12 protein-coding genes are annotated in these 14,904 nt (G+C 46.8%); 9 read left to right on the plus strand and 3 right to left on the minus strand.

Translation table 11 applies throughout. The features are described from left to right. Nucleotides 1–94: 94 nt before the first annotated feature. A complete protein-coding gene (locus ACZ5AC_RS02295) occupies nt 95–1,237 on the minus strand; it encodes a hypothetical protein (RefSeq protein ID WP_464249351.1) in 1,143 nt (380 codons plus the stop codon). Nucleotide 1,238: 1 nt separating this feature from the next. Then, on the minus strand, nt 1,239–4,106 hold the full coding sequence (locus ACZ5AC_RS02300; protein ID WP_464249352.1) for an ATP-binding protein: 2,868 nt from the start codon (nt 4,104–4,106) through the stop codon (nt 1,239–1,241). A gap of 128 nt (nt 4,107–4,234) precedes the next feature. On the opposite strand from ACZ5AC_RS02300, the gene ACZ5AC_RS02305 reads away from it, so the two are divergent. Next, nucleotides 4,235–5,346, plus strand: a protein-coding gene (locus ACZ5AC_RS02305) for an IS3 family transposase (RefSeq protein WP_464249353.1) whose coding sequence is annotated in 2 segments (ribosomal slippage) — nt 4,235–4,484 and nt 4,484–5,346 — 1,113 coding nt in all. Because the reading frame shifts where the segments join, the coding sequence is not laid out codon by codon here. A 23-nt stretch (nt 5,347–5,369) separates the two neighbouring features. Here the strand turns inward: ACZ5AC_RS02305 and ACZ5AC_RS02310 are convergent. Continuing rightward, nucleotides 5,370–8,441 carry a hypothetical protein gene (locus tag ACZ5AC_RS02310; RefSeq protein ID WP_464249354.1) on the minus strand — a complete coding sequence of 1,024 codons (3,072 nt, stop codon included), beginning with the start codon at nt 8,439–8,441 and terminating at the stop codon, nt 5,370–5,372. A 518-nt stretch (nt 8,442–8,959) separates the two neighbouring features. Between ACZ5AC_RS02310 and ACZ5AC_RS02315 the strand changes: the two genes are divergently transcribed. The 8 genes from ACZ5AC_RS02315 (at nt 8,960) to ACZ5AC_RS02350 (ending at nt 14,853) form a co-directional block, all read left to right on the plus strand. Beyond that, on the plus strand, nt 8,960–9,631 hold the full coding sequence (locus tag ACZ5AC_RS02315; RefSeq protein WP_464249355.1) for an ERF family protein: 672 nt from the start codon (nt 8,960–8,962) through the stop codon (nt 9,629–9,631). A gap of 109 nt (nt 9,632–9,740) precedes the next feature. After that, nucleotides 9,741–10,907, plus strand: coding sequence for a hypothetical protein (locus ACZ5AC_RS02320; RefSeq protein ID WP_464249356.1), 1,167 nt, complete (start codon nt 9,741–9,743; stop codon nt 10,905–10,907). 1 nt (nt 10,908) lies between these two features. Further along, the gene (locus ACZ5AC_RS02325; protein ID WP_464249357.1) at nt 10,909–11,265 is read left to right on the plus strand and encodes a hypothetical protein; all 357 of its coding nucleotides are present in this window, start codon (nt 10,909–10,911) and stop codon (nt 11,263–11,265) included. Between the two features lie 78 nt (nt 11,266–11,343). Beyond that, nucleotides 11,344–12,330, plus strand: a complete 987-nt coding sequence (locus ACZ5AC_RS02330) for an AAA family ATPase (RefSeq protein WP_464249359.1) — start codon at nt 11,344–11,346, stop codon at nt 12,328–12,330. Nucleotides 12,331–12,380: 50 nt separating this feature from the next. Further along, the gene (locus ACZ5AC_RS02335; RefSeq protein ID WP_464249360.1) at nt 12,381–12,689 is read left to right on the plus strand and encodes a hypothetical protein; all 309 of its coding nucleotides are present in this window, start codon (nt 12,381–12,383) and stop codon (nt 12,687–12,689) included. Nucleotides 12,690–12,724: 35 nt separating this feature from the next. Next, entirely contained in the window at nt 12,725–13,006 is a 282-nt protein-coding gene (locus ACZ5AC_RS02340) for a hypothetical protein (protein ID WP_464249361.1), read from the plus strand. A gap of 41 nt (nt 13,007–13,047) precedes the next feature. Continuing rightward, on the plus strand, nt 13,048–14,046 hold the full coding sequence (locus ACZ5AC_RS02345; protein ID WP_464249362.1) for a DUF3150 domain-containing protein: 999 nt from the start codon (nt 13,048–13,050) through the stop codon (nt 14,044–14,046). A 60-nt stretch (nt 14,047–14,106) separates the two neighbouring features. Further along, nucleotides 14,107–14,853 (plus strand): Fic family protein, encoded by a 747-nt coding sequence (locus ACZ5AC_RS02350; RefSeq protein ID WP_464249363.1) that lies wholly within the window; start codon nt 14,107–14,109, stop codon nt 14,851–14,853. Nucleotides 14,854–14,904 lie beyond the last annotated feature (51 nt).

Here is a 14,904-nt window from a genome sequence, read left to right on the forward strand (position 1 = left end):
ACTGTTTTTGTATTCAAGAATACTGCTGAGTATATTTCAGATGAATGAAGATGAAACAAGAGTTCTCTTGGTATGCGGAATCCGAAGGGTATTTTTAGACTATACCCTCTCCACTCAGATATCTCAATAATTGAGGATTGTTTATGGAGCTATATTTCAAAGGAGTGAGATGCGCCAAGTTTATTCGAATCTGTAGTAGTTGATATATCAAAGTCCGTAGGCGGCTAGGTAAAACTTTGTTTTTAATTTGATGCCAAATATGCCCAAGTTCTAAACCTTCAATTTTGTCGATTTTTTCGAACTCCGTCAAAAAAGGAACAGTCAAAAATCCGTCAAGTTCATTTAGTAGGCTTATTCGAGCCTGTTCTAAGGCTGGGAATAATACAGAAACTTGCGCTGTCCAAATTCTTCTTTCTATCGTTTGATGATTGTCTAATATTGCGAGGGCAGATGAGTGCACCAATAGCGATCCTTCAATGTGAACTAAAGTTCCGTTATCACATGTCGGATTTTTGCATTGGTCCAAAGTCCATCCTTTTTCATGCGCATTTTGTGATAATATTTCTAATGTATTATCTATTAACTCATTTAGGTTGTATGATATTAGCGTGCTAGCAAGTTGTCTGTCGGTAAGAGAGAGTTCTGAAATTAATACTGTTTTTAATCGGCGCAACAATGAATTGCAATTTTTGTCTGAATTATAATAATTAATATATGTAGATATGTCAAATCTGTCAACTGCATTATTCCATGAATGTGTAACTAATGCAATGTCGCATTTTGGTAATGATTTGTTAATATGAGAAGGTATCGCGATGCATATTGTTCCGCGATTATAAGAGTCATGGCACTGGCAAGCGTGCTGATAGCTTTCCAGGAAGCGAAACCAATTTGTTAGATCTTCCTCTGCAATATTTTCAACCCATACCGCATATCCACCAAAAAGATTCAATTGCGTCAGTGTGCGAGCGTTGAAGACTGTTGAGGCATCAACTCGACGATCAAATAATTCATGAATATATCTTGCAGGACTGGCTTTTGGATTAGATATATTATCCAGATTTAAATTCTTAAAAGGACGTGTCTCTACGATCCATTCGCAAACAGCATCTTTAAGTCCGCGAATTTCTCCCTCTGGAATAATAGCGATTACATTTTGACCCTCAATCAAGCTTCGTCCGATTCGCTCCATATATGATTTAGGGCCAGGAAGTCTCCACCAAAGATCGAGCATCATCTTAGCCCTTTACTATTTTTGTAATAAAAGAGTTAAGTTGCCACTTATCGCGACCCTGTTGGCTAACAAGCGCGAGCATATCTCCCCACTTAATATATTTAGAAACATCTTCTTCATTAATATTATCCGTGAGTAGCGATAGTTCTGTAATGCTAATAGGGTCATTAAAATCAGCTAATGCTTGATAACATGTGAGTAATGATGGTGGAGTATGTATGAATGGGCTCCAAGAAGATTCCAAAGATACCTCTTCAGACACTGAATCCAATGCATCCATCCAATTGCGGGATCCTTTCTTGCACAAGTCTCCGAAAGAGTGCAATAATCCTCCCCAGTTGCCTGTATGGTAAGTTAGTTTTTTGCGATCATCTTGTGCTTGGGGGCCAATGGCTTCATCTTGGAGCCATGTTCTTAAAGCTTGATCATCCCATGGCTTCAGCGTGTGGAGCGTCACCTCAGTAAGATTATATTTGTCTTGCTGCTGCACCCACTCCCATGCCTTTTGTGGGTCGGCGATGAAGATTACGCAGACGCTTCGTTCCTTGGATTGTTTCCTTTTCATGCTGTCATGGGTGTATTTAATCCATTGCAACGTCCATGGTAGTTGTCCGCTTACGACGACAAGCTTCATGCCCTCATCTTTATTTAGCGATGTCATAATGCTGTCAAATTCTTTCTGGAAATGGTTTATGTCGTCAGCGTTATCGATTTGTGTGACGGGCATATTCAATTCATTGAGAAATTCAGGCACGTCGAGAAGACCAGCCAACTCAGACCCGAAAAGAATTGCTGTACTATATCCTGGCTGCAAAAGCGTTGATTCTTGGCTGCTCGTCAATGGACTGCGTTTCCAATACCCGTTTTTTTTACCACGTCTGAAAGAGGCTGAGTCAAAGCGCTTAGGTGGGGGAGAGTTCAGTGTTTCATAGAGAGCCGTTTCAATTTGCGATTCATTTCCCAGCAAATTTATTAAATTATGACTTCGGATGGAATAATCAGAATTCTTATGGCGCCTAAGGATGCCCAGTCCGACCATCTCATCAAGCATAATCTGAAAGTCTTCGACGGTTGTGGCCATTTCAAAGCCTGTGGGCCACATGTACTTAGCCTCTTGTCTGACCCAGTCAGCGTTTAATCTAGTTGCTTGTGGATCTATACCGTGTGCTGAAGCATATTCAAGAGCAATTCTCAGTGCGATGAATTTGTATCGACTGTCTAAATTTAGAGTTAAATTGAACCTGTATAAAATTTCGTTTCTTAGGCCACGGCTGAGATATGCGTCTTCAATATCTTGAAGATCAATGCAATATGGAAGCTCGTGTTTTATATGAGTCGCGAATTTTTCAGTAAAGTAGTGGATAAGATGCTTGCAAAATAATTGAATTAAGCTCGGATAGTAATTTGTATGAGAAAATATGCGAACTGGTAATGTATCATCTTTAAGTCTATATCCTGCAGTATGTAAAGGTTCCTTAATTAACTTGAGTGCATCCTTCCATTCTCCATTATTTAGTAATGGACCTATGCAAATTGGAGAACCTAAATGGCCAAAAATTGTGTTAGCATATTTTGCTGAAGCTTGGACATTATGTAAACCTGCAAGAACGAATTTAAACCTTTTCTCTGTTTTATCCATAAGGCTTTTTAATGCCAAAACATTGGGATACTCTGAGCGAAAATGACCGTTAGCATAGCTTGTTTTATCAACTTCAGAGTCGCTGTTACTGTCAGATTCGAGAAAAGCATCGGCTTCGTCCAGAAGTAATAATATTCGCCTTGCCTTGTCTTGATTTAGCCACTCTTCGATTTTTTTCTCTAAGGTTTGCTTTTGTAGATTGGGTTTCTTAACAATGCCTAGCTGATGTAATTCAATATTAATGACTAACCATATATCTTTGGCAGGAAGTTGATAGCCGATTTCTGCTGATTTAAGATCAATCCATTTTACGATCATTCCATTTTGAGCGCTATGATATTTACGTTCAACTTGTCGTAACAATGCAGTCTTGCCAAGCTGCCTGCCGCCGTAAACTAAATTTGTTCCGTCGGATGCAATTATAGACTGCTCTTCGCGCATTCTTCCAAAAAACATTTCAGGTGGAACCATGCTTGCTGCTGTTGTATAAGGGTTTACAAAAGTAAACGGCAGGGCGCATTCAAACATAGTCTTGAGGCGAACGCCTCTTTCACTGCTTAAAAAGCACAGTAAAATATCATCAATAATTAGTAAGGGCATGTTAGGGTGTTTTCTGCCATAAAGAACCATGTCAGCTCTGCTTTTGACAGTCATTCTACCCATATAAAATACAATAATTGGACTTGGTGTGCTTTTTTTCGAAGCTATCGCGATGATCTCTTCTTCGGGTGGCCTGTCCCACACGCAGAGGATATTGTAAGTCCCGTGAGCAGATGATCCATAGAAAGGGGGGATTCGTAATTCCTCGGGCGTAAGCCCTAGCACAGCTTTTATCTTGAACCAATTGAAGTTGCTGCCTTTTGAGCGCCGGTCTTCTAAGTCAACTGATTCAACATTGAACCCCAGGTGAGTCAAGACGCCGGCGATGTGTGGTTGAAGGTTTGCGCCTTTTGCTTTGATTTGGTCCCAAGCCCGGACCATTTTCGCAGCGCTTTCAAGCTGTGCTCCACGTACATCTCGTAAGTTGATGGGCCCAACGGCTTTTCCAGCAGCGATGTTTGTCGCAATCTCTTTCAATGATTGTGGAGCCTTTTTGAAAAAGTCATCAACGAATGATGGGTAAAATTCTTTAAAAATATCTCGGGTTGATTGGAACTCTTCATTTATTTTCTGGCCTGTCTTAAGCAGTTCGATGCTTTCATTTGCAGTAAGGAAGTCGCCTCGCTGCAGCATCTTTTCGATGATTCCCAGTTGCTCAGAAACGTCAGCCCCAAAGTTCTCACCGGCGAGGTGACCTGCCCGGCACTTTTCAGACCAGTCGAAACTTGAGATAGGTTTCCCCCTCAACCACGAGGGAACTGATGAAAAAGGGACGATTTTCCGAAGAGCAGATGGTGGGTATCCTACGCGAGGCTGACCGCAACCCGGTGGCCCAGGTGGCCAAGAAGCATGGAATCAGCGAGCAGACGATCTATACATGGCGCCAGCGGTTTGCAGGCATGTCCGCCGATGACGTGAAGCGACTGCGCCTGCTAGAACAAGAGAACACGCGGCTGAAGAAGATCCTTGCGGAACGGGACCTTGAAATCGAGGTCATGAAGGAGATCGCCGCAAAAAAGTGGTAGGCGCACCCGCCCGACGGCTCCAGGTGGCGTACGCCAGGAGTCGCGGACTTTCACAACGCAGGGCGTGTGCGCTGTTATCCACTTCCCGGTCGTCGCTCCACTACGAGTCGCGGCTGGAGGCCCGGGACAAGCCGCTGATGGCGGCGATGGCGGGCTTGGCTGTGACGTATCCGCGCTTCGGATACCGCCGGATCAACGTGTTCATGGAACGTCTGGGGCATGTCATGGGCGCCGACAAGGCGTTCCGGCTGTGGTCCAAGGCCGGGTTGCAGGTGCCCAGGAAGCGGCCTCGGAAACGCGTGGCTGCATCCCGGCCTCGCCCGCAACTGCCGATGGGATCAAACGAACTGTGGGCGTACGACTTTGTCTACGACGCCTGCGCAAACGGTCAGCAGATCAAATGCCTGACTGTAGTGGACGAATACACGCGTGAGTGCCTGGCTATAGATGTTGCTGGCAGCATCAGGTCGGGCCGGGTGATCGAGGTGCTGTCCCGCCTGATCAGCGAACGTGGAGCTCCTCTGAGCCTACGCTCTGACAACGGCCCGGAATTCGTGTCGAAGGCGCTGCTCAAATGGGCGGCTCGGGAATCTCTGGATTTGGCGCTGATTGAGCCTGGGAAGCCATGGCAGAACGGATTGAACGAGAGTTTTAACGGGAAATTTCGCGACGAATGTCTGTCGATGGAATGGTTCCGGTGTCGGGCCGAAGCGCGGGTTGTGATCGAGGAATGGAGGCGGCACTACAACTCCGTTCGCCCGCATTCAAGCCTGAACAACATGACGCCCGAACACTTCTGTCGGCAGTATGGAAAAAACCTGAACCGGGGGGAAACCCTCAAGAATTGAGTGGTCCGAAGTTTCCCGGCAGGTCAGAGGCGTGCTCTTATTGCATCAATCCGCTCATTTTGCTTCATTTCTAGTTCTGTGCGTATGAGATTCAATTTTGTTCTAGCTTGAGAAAAATCCTTTATAAAATCAATTTGATCCGTCATTCCTGCGGTTATTTTTAACTTATCTGCACGGTCTAACTCGCTTATTAAGTCAATTTGAACTGCTTGTTCGATTTTAGTTTCAGTGTTGCGGATATCCGCTGCTAAAGCGTTCTGTTGGTCCTTAATGTCATTTACGCGTTCCATGACGAGGAATTCATAATTTTCGGTGGATGTCGCTAAGCCGCTATGGAATATTTCGAGAATCTGGTCTGTAGCCAGATGGTTTCCATCTGCAAGATGTCGATTAAATGCAGTGTTCCAATCATCTATAGATTCTGAGTTTATCGACCTCAGTATCTTCTCGCCAATTTCAGTAGCGTCCGCTATAGGCATCCACTCTTCGTCAAGCTTCAAACCAGTGATTCTTAGTAAATCGCTGTTAATGATTATTCCTATGTGTGGAGTTTCGGTAGGTAAGTCTTTTTGTGGGTCGAAAAGATCAAGTAGCGAACTAATTTTGTTAGTCAGAATGCTTCTGGCAACAGTCAGTTCGCCGGGCGTAGTATCAGATTGTAGCCACCACTCACGTGCAGATTGGAGTTCTGTTATTAGTCGTTCTCGCCATTCCTGAAATGTATTTGATCCTTCGATGCCACTTGCCATCCTTGGTTTGCTTTGAATTTGATTGAGCCATTCACGAAGTAAGTTCGTTGCTTCTTCGGCATATTTGAGTAGCCTTTGCTTAAGTTTTGCCTCTATCGGACGCAAATCGGCTTTACGGCCTCTGACTTCCTTGTCAGTTACCACAATTTGCTTTTCAAGGAAGTTTCTTTCACTCCAATTTCTGACTACAGTCTCTACATGAGTTTTGTCATTGTTTTGACCGCCCGCGACAATTTCAAGAGCCATACCCAGATCGGATCCACTTTCAAGCCATTTATGCCATACTGCGGTCCCGCTCCCTTTAAACGGATTAGAACGCCGACTGTTGTCAAGCCAATTTTTTACCCTCTCTTGGAGTCCTTCTGTGGTTCCTGACCAGGCAGAATGTTCCTGAATTCCTTTAAGCAGAGAGGGAGTGAGTACAACTCCCTGTTGTAAACCTTCAAGAATTGTGCTTCGCAATGCGTACAGTTGACTCATTTTTTCTGGATATGGCATCTGTCGAAGGACATCGTGCATTCCAGAAGCTGGCGCAAAAAGTGATGGGCCAAGACATGACGCATAAATTGGTAATGCTTGACTCAGCTTAAGCTGATTGCTTGGTAAGCTTGAGAGGAAATCAAATATAAGTTTTGTATCTTTTCTCAGTTCGATAGTCATCTCAGTGTTGCTGTCTATGAGTTTTTTGCTCAATGATACAGCGTGAATCACACACGATGGCAAGGCGCTGCAGTATGTACCATCGCGATCTTCTTGGTATTTGCTAAGATGAAATGCTAGTCCAAGATTGAAGTTTTCGGCTAATTTCCAAATAAGGTTATCAATAGAATTGTGGCCGAAATCAGAGTTTATCGAGGTTGAATCATTAGTGTATGTTAAGAGTTTGTTTTTTTTAAATTGTCCGACGGTTCCTATTTCGTTAATGTATGAATCGTTGCCAAGAGGGCTCAATCTTTCAATTTCATCATCCAGTTTGTCTTTATTAGTGACAAGAACATCTTCACACATGGAAAATGCTTGCTGTGGCAAGTATGACTCTAGATCCTCATATGTAGATTTTGATGGGCTATCTTGAGAGAAAAGAGGTAGTGATGGTGTGTTTTCTTGAAAGTCCAGAGCCACTTCTTGGTTATGGGAGTCTTTTGTCTCTTCACATGTAGGGTCTATCTCTGAGACACAAGGGTTATGAGAGTCTTTTGTCTCTTCACATGTAGGATCTATCTCTGAGACACAAGGGTTATGAGAGTCTTTTGTCTCTTCACATGTAGGATCTATCTCTGAGACACAAGGGTTATGAGAGTCTTTTGTCTCTTCACATGTAGGGTCTATCTCTGAGACACAAGGGTTATGAGAGTCTTTTGTCTCTTCACATGCAGGTTCAATCTCTGATTCATAGATGAGTTTATTTTTATTTGTTACAAAACTGCAGAGTAGTTCAAGCTGTATGCTAAGTTTTTGGCTGAGTTTGGATCGTGCATCTTGAAATTCTTGCTCTTTTTTGAGATTTTGAAATACTGGGATTGGCTTGTTGAATTCCCGGAGTGTATTTTCGAGTTCCTCAAGTGCGTTCAGTATTTCAGTGTGATTATGTGTTGTGAACTCTTCCGGTATTAAGTGTTTTATTATATCTAATCCGCAGTAAGAAATAAGAGATGCATATTCAGTAAGGATTTTATTTAAAAATTCCCTTATATTTTTAATATTTTGGGCTGATTGTCTTTGTTCAATTTTTAATTTTGCCAGTTCTTTAAGTTTATCGCAAACAATTTCGATATTATCCCATAATTGATCTTCGGGCTGATACTTATCGAATTCTGTGAGATATTCTGCTAATGAAAAATGTAAATTTTTAATTTCATCTTCAATTTGTGTTGTGCTGCTAAGCATAAGAATAATTATAAGCTTAATTTGAATTGCAGGATATTCTTTATAATTTGTTTTAAAAAAATAATATAAATTATCCGCTAATTCAATCGAAACCTCTTTTTCGAGATCAATATTGTCGATATCAAATTTAAAATTTTGGTATAAGATTGCGTTGCTAATATTCTCTACGAGTTCACTGTGCATTTCAAGCCAGCATATAAGGATGATCTTGAGCAGTTCAGGATTATGATTTAGATTTTGGAAATGCGTTGCAATTATACTTCTTGGAGCTTTTAACGCATTTTTATATCCAGAGATTTTAACATTTTGGATATTGTCTCTAAATAATTTACAATATTTTGTATTTTCAATTTTACAATTTAAAACATGCTTCAATAATTCGTTAGTTATTTCTGTCGTGTCAATAAATTCTGATATATATTCACTAGCTTTATATTTTGAGTTGATTAATTCTGGCATCATTGATCCTTAGTTGCATCGAATTTGTAATTAAATAATGCTTATATATAAATTATTTTGCTTTATAAGAGCTTTTGTACACAATGATTACTATTTTAATATATCAAGTTTTATATATTGACAAGTATTTTATAATTGTTAAGCAGTTTGAGTGAATTAATTACCAATAAATAACTTAATTTTAATGAACCTAACTGGACGAGAAGTGTCAAGTTTTTTCGATTGTAAGACAAGTATCGTTAACGAAATGTCTTGTCGCATTTTTGCATTCGCGTCATACGGTTGCTTTTGTCCTAATTTTAATTTTTTAAATCTTTTTTTGATTGAATTCAACGGCTTTTTTACATTGCTGACAAATTGGAGTTGTTTTGGTATGTTCACCGTTTCGATCAAATAGTATTTGTGCTGCCTGAATTCATGTTTTTCAAATAATTACACCTATATATCACTTCCTTGAATGCCCTTCAATATCCTTGAGGGCATCTCTTTTTTGCCCCCTGCCAACAATAGGAGTGATCATGCACCATAACGATTACTGTTCGTCCGAAACAACCAAACTGGCAAAAGCCCTGATTCAGGTGCAGCACATATTGCAGCCTGCAACCAAGGACCGCCTCAACCCTTTTACCCATTCCAACTACGCCACCTTGAACAGCGTCATGGATTCCTGTCGCGAAGCGCTGCTCACCAACGGTATATGGCTCACCCAGTACCCGGTTCCGTCTGAACCCGGTCATCTCGGGCTTGTGACCAAGCTTGTCCATGCTGAATCCGGGGAGTGGCAATCATCTCATGCCGTTGTCCCTTTGCCGAAGAACGATCCCCAGGGCCTTGGTATCGCCATGACCTACATCCGGCGCTACTCCATTTCCGCCATGCTCGGCATCGTGACCGAGGAAGACACGGACGGAAACTTGCCCAAGGATTCCGGCAAGGGGGGACCGCGCCAGAAAAGGGCTCCAGCCATGCAAGACTCTGGAGTATCATCTCCTCATCCTCCCAGCCGATCACAACCAACCCAACTCCCCAAACTCGACGGGATCACCTACCAGGAAATCACCGCCACTGACGGGCAGGTATGCATCGTGGCCACCGGCAACACCCAAGCCAAAAAGGAGCTCCTGGCCGGAGCCGGCTTCAAGTGGAATCCTCAGCGAAAAATGTGGTGGAAATATGCGCAAGCGTCATGAAAATTCAGACACAAAACACAAGCGAAGGCTGCTCCACTCGGGCAGCCTTCGCCATTTTGGAGGATAGGAAATGTCAGCACAACCTCATGAGAGTAGAGCGCAAGGGCTCATGGCAATCCTGGCCAAGGGGCTTGTCGAAACGTCGATTCAGAGAACCGTGTCTTCATTGGGGGATCGAAGTCGATACATTGGCATGTCGGATATTGGCCGCGCTTTGGAGTGCCCGAGGGCAGCGGTGGGGAACAAGCTTTTCGGGAATAGCACCGAGCTGCAAGCGAATCCGGATGGCCTCTCGTCGATGCTCAGCAAACAACTTCGTCTGCAGCGGGGGCATTGGTTCGAGGCAGGCGTTTCCCAGGTCTTTCAAAACCAGGGGCTTCCCGTGATCGAGCAACTGGAAATACAAATCACGCACAACCAAGTGCCGATCAAGGCCCATTTGGACTTCACATTTGTAAGCGCAGTAGGACAACCCACAGTTCGGATTCTGGAACTCAAAAGCTGCGAAAATATCCCGTCAACGCTGTATTCTTCTTACGAAACTCAGGTCTATGGCCAAGTCGGGCTCCTGCGCGCACTTTGGAATCAACCGGCTTTTGGCGTGCACGGAGAACCGGGTAGAGCGGAATGTTCCGGTCGCACGTTTCCGGAGATTTGCCTGGAGAAACTTGGAATCGAGATGCCAACGGATGCATCGCTTGTGGATATCGAGGCATGGGTACTTTGTTTGTCCATGTCGGAGGCGAAGGCATTTGGTCCATACCTACCAGATAAATCCATGCTGAGTCTTTGCCTGCAAACGGCGGTGGATCTTTGGACGCTCACTGATGACGTGAGGTCAAACGGTGGCGATATTTTTGACTTGCCCACGGCCAAGGGGTTTCATGCTCTATGCCCGTGGTGCGAATTCAATGCGGATTGCCCGAAGTTTGAAGGTGTGGACCAGCCGCAATGGCGCCCTGATCTGGAAAAACTGGCAACGCTCAAAGGCGAACTGGATAGGCTGGATGTGGAAATATCCGAAATCGAGGATGGCCTCAAAACAGCCTACAGGCTCTCCGATGCCAGCGGCAACTGGATCAATGCCGATAATCAGCGTTTTCGGGTGTCGTCCCAATCCGGACGGCACACCCTGAACCGGGAGCAACTCCGGTGGGAACTTGCCGCCGGAATGGGGGAGGAGAAGGCAGAGGCCCTGCTTGCTCGCTGCGAATCGGAGGGAAAGCCCTTTGAACGGTTGATGGTCAGCAAAATTAACATGAAAAAGGTAGGTTGAAATGGGATATAGTTCTCGTGTCGGGATTTGCATATCGCAGGACACGGCCATCCAATTGGAAGCAATAATCAGGCTGCTTTGCCAGCCTCTGCAAGAGGAAGTCTCCAGCCTTTTCGAAGATGCCGATGTCAAAAAGCAAGATGACGGGTGCCGGGCCTGGTACTGGGATGGCTTCAAATGGTATTCAAGCGATTTTGGTGTCGCGTTTCTGGAAGGATACCTCGATGATCTGGAATGGGATCAGTATCTTTATATCCGTGTTGGAGAAGAGCTCGACGACGTCGATTACAGGGGAGGGTTATGGGACAACCCCTTTGGGATGTGCCTAACCAGAGCCATCGAATTTAACGAAGATTAACAAGGCACTACAACAAATCAATCCCGACTTCCCTTCACTGGGAGGCCGGGATTTTCTATTTTCTAGGAGGAAATATACATGGCCAATACGATTCACGAGGAATTTGCGAAATTGCAGCCTGTCGACTTGGACGCAGGCAACGTCTTCAGCGGTAGCCCCTCCGGCAGGATGATCAAAGGTTTTGCAACCCCTTGCTCCTACACGCCAACTCCCGATCCCGAGTACATCTTCCATGAGACCAGCCGCGACATCGTTGTCTGGCTCATGAGCACATCCGATCCCCTGTATGTTTTCGGTCCCACTGGTTCAGGAAAAACCAGCGCCATCAAGCAGCTCGCCGCAAGGCTCAACTATCCGGTCTTCGAGGTCACAGGTCACAGCCGCCTGGAATTTCCCGACTTGGTGGGGCACTTGTCCGTGCGAAACGGCAGCATGGAATACGAGTATGGTCCATTGGCCCTGGCCATGAAGTTCGGGGGGATATTCCTCTTGAACGAGATTGATCTGCTCGAACCCTCAACGGCCACCGGGTTAAACGGTGTGCTTGACGGCGAGCCTCTGTGCATCGCCGAAAACGGCGGTGAGCTTATTAACCCGCACCCGATGTTTCGATTCGCGTCAACAGCCAATACCAACGGTGGGTCCGATGAAACCGGATTATACCAGGGCACGCTCAGGCAAAATCTGGCTTTTCTCGATCGATTTTGGCTGTGTGAGATGGGCTATCCTGCGCGGGACGCAGAGGAGAAACTTCTGGGCGGATGCTGCCCGAAACTCCCTGAGGCTGTCCGTAAAAAGATGGTCGAATACGCAACCGAAATTCGCAGGCTCTTCATGGGCGAAGCTGGTGCTGGTATCGCAAACAGTATCGAGGTCACGTTCTCGACCAGGACGCTGCTGCGTTGGGCTGATCTGACGGTCCGATTCCAGCCGCTTTCTCGTCAGGGCATTCAACCTGTGACCTACGCCTTGGACCGGGCCTTGGGATTTCGCGCCACGAGGGAAACCCGCGCCATGCTCCACGAACTTGCGCAGCGCATTTTCCCGCAGTCCATGGGGGAGTAAGTGGGAGTGCAGCTGCTGATACCAATACAGATGCGAGCACTCCTGATGATATGACCAAAGTGCGGATGGCCCTGACTTCGGTCCTATTGGCCATGTCCGTCGATTCGTCTTTTCTTTCGACCTGCCAAACTCCTCCTTCCATCATTCTTAAAAAATCAAATCCCCATGGCGGCAAATTCTGGAAAGGCTGTGCGCTACCGCATGGTCTGTCCATCCGCTTTGGGAGAATTGCCACTGTCGGCCAAGAACGACTCCTTGGGCTGGATCGGTGCATCCGCGCCAATCCCGTTCAGGAGTTGATGAACAGGGCGCTTACCAAAATTCAAGAAGGCTATCGGCTGGAGTTCGATACGGCCTGATTTTCAAAACCCAACCCGTTGAAGGGGTAATAGATATGGAATTTACAAATCTTGATTTCCCGTTTTGCCAATCCATCGAGCTGGCCAAACAAATCCCCACGACGGGATTTCGCTATCACTGGAAAGCCGAAGCCGACGCCCTTGGCCTGACCATACGCATCTGGCTTGGAGATACCGAAGGTGTGCCATTTCAAACATGCATCACCCGCATCATTAAGAGCCAAGAGTGCAAGAACGAAAGCCCCATCCAGGAGATGTGGCGTAGGGTGCTGGAAAAAATAGACCGGCAGGATTTCATCATCGTGAACGGAAATTAGGGCGCCACACCAGGCGCTCTTTTCATTTTAAGGAGAAGAAAATGAACACGCAAACCGACATCAAGGTCCTGGACAATATCCTCGCCTTGCACCTTGAGGTGAATATCTGGACCGCACGCAAGAAATTAAGCCCCGAGGATTTTGACGGAGCGACACTGCCTCCGGATGACCTTGCTTCCCTGGGCAGCAAGCGGATCTGTGATCCGGAGGATTTGAGGGTGTTCGGAACGCTCAAGGCCAGAGCCGTGAGTCTGTTGGACCGAAATGGGGTCCGGTTCCTTGGTGGTTGGGCTATCCCCGAGAATCAGGCAGACGCCATCGTGACAGAACTTGAACAGATCCTGCACGACTTCAACACAGCCAAAGAGGATTTCCTGGCCCGCTATGACGAATCCGTGCGCGAATGGATCGCCAAGCATCCAGGCTGGGAGCAGATCATCTTCGATTCCACAGTCAGTGCCGACTATGTGCGCAGTCGCATGGGTTTCCTCTGGAGGCTCTATCGCATCGTCCCTCCCGATCCCGCAGACCCGGTCATGGTCGGTATTAAGGACGAAGTGGAGGGCCTGGGGCAAACGCTTTTCGGAGAAGTGTCCAAGGCTGCCACGGAAGCCTGGCACAAATGCTTTGCAGGGAAGAGCGAGATCACGCGCAAGGCCCTCTCGCCCTTGCGGACCATTCATCAAAAACTCTCGGGCCTGAGCTTTGTCGAACCTCGGGTATCTCCGGTTGCTGACCTCATTCACACCGCGTTCGAACACCTGCCCAAACGAGGCAGGATCGAAGGTGCGAACCTGCTCATGCTCCAGGGCCTGGTATCTCTGCTGCGGGACACGGACGGCCTTATCGAGCATGGGCAGAAGATCATGGACGGGACGACGTCCAAGGACGTTCTTTCCCTTCTGGTCGAAGGGCAGGGGGAGATGCCGGAGCTGGATGTCCAGGAGGAGTTGGGCATCGTGCCCACGGTGGACGATTTGCCGCCGATCTTTCGGGACATACCCATGCAGCCTGTGCTGCCCAGCTGCGGCTTGTGGTAGGTCCGCTGGACATGGACGGGCAACGCGTTTACCAAATCCGAAAGCCAAAAAGGATATGCCATGCACTATGACGCCTTTGCCACTCTGGACGCCCTGAAGTCCAAGCTCGACGCTCATCGTCCTCTCGCTCCGGAACTTGTCCGGAATCTGCGTGAGGATATGGTGCTGAGGTACACCTATCATTCCAACGCCATTGAGGGGAACACGCTGACCCTTATGGAGACCAAAGTGGTGCTGGAGGATGGGGTGACCATCGGCGGCAAACCGCTGCGAGATCATCTCGAAGCCATCAACCATGCCGACGCCATCACCTACTTGGAAGGCCTGGTGCAGGAGAACGTCCCGCTTGATGAGCGCATATTGAAGGAGCTGCATCAGCTTGTCCTGCGGGGGATCGACAACGAGGCAGGACGCTATCGCGGCTGCAACGTCATCATCTCCGGCGCTGGACATACCCCACCTGATCACCTCCATGTCGGCGAGCGCATGCAGCGCTTTTTCGATTGGTACCGTGGCGAGGCCAAGAGCCTTCATCCGGTGGAAAGGGCGGCCAGGGTGCATGCCGACCTGGTCATTATTCACCCCTTCCGGGACGGAAACGGCAGGACCTCCAGGCTCGTCATGAATCTGGAACTCATGCGGGCAGGATTTCCGACCGTAATCATCCCGGTGGAGGATCGGGCCGCCTACTACGAGAATTTGGACAAGGCGGGTAAGGATACGAACTACGGTCCATTTGTTCAGCAGCTTGGCCAGCTGGTCGAGCAAAGTTTCGACCCATACTGGTATCTGCTCGGCATAGCCTAGCCGGTAAACACAACAACGAACGAAAGCCCCGGAGTCACAAGCTCCGGGGCT

Source organism: Desulfomicrobium aestuarii (assembly GCF_055385525.1).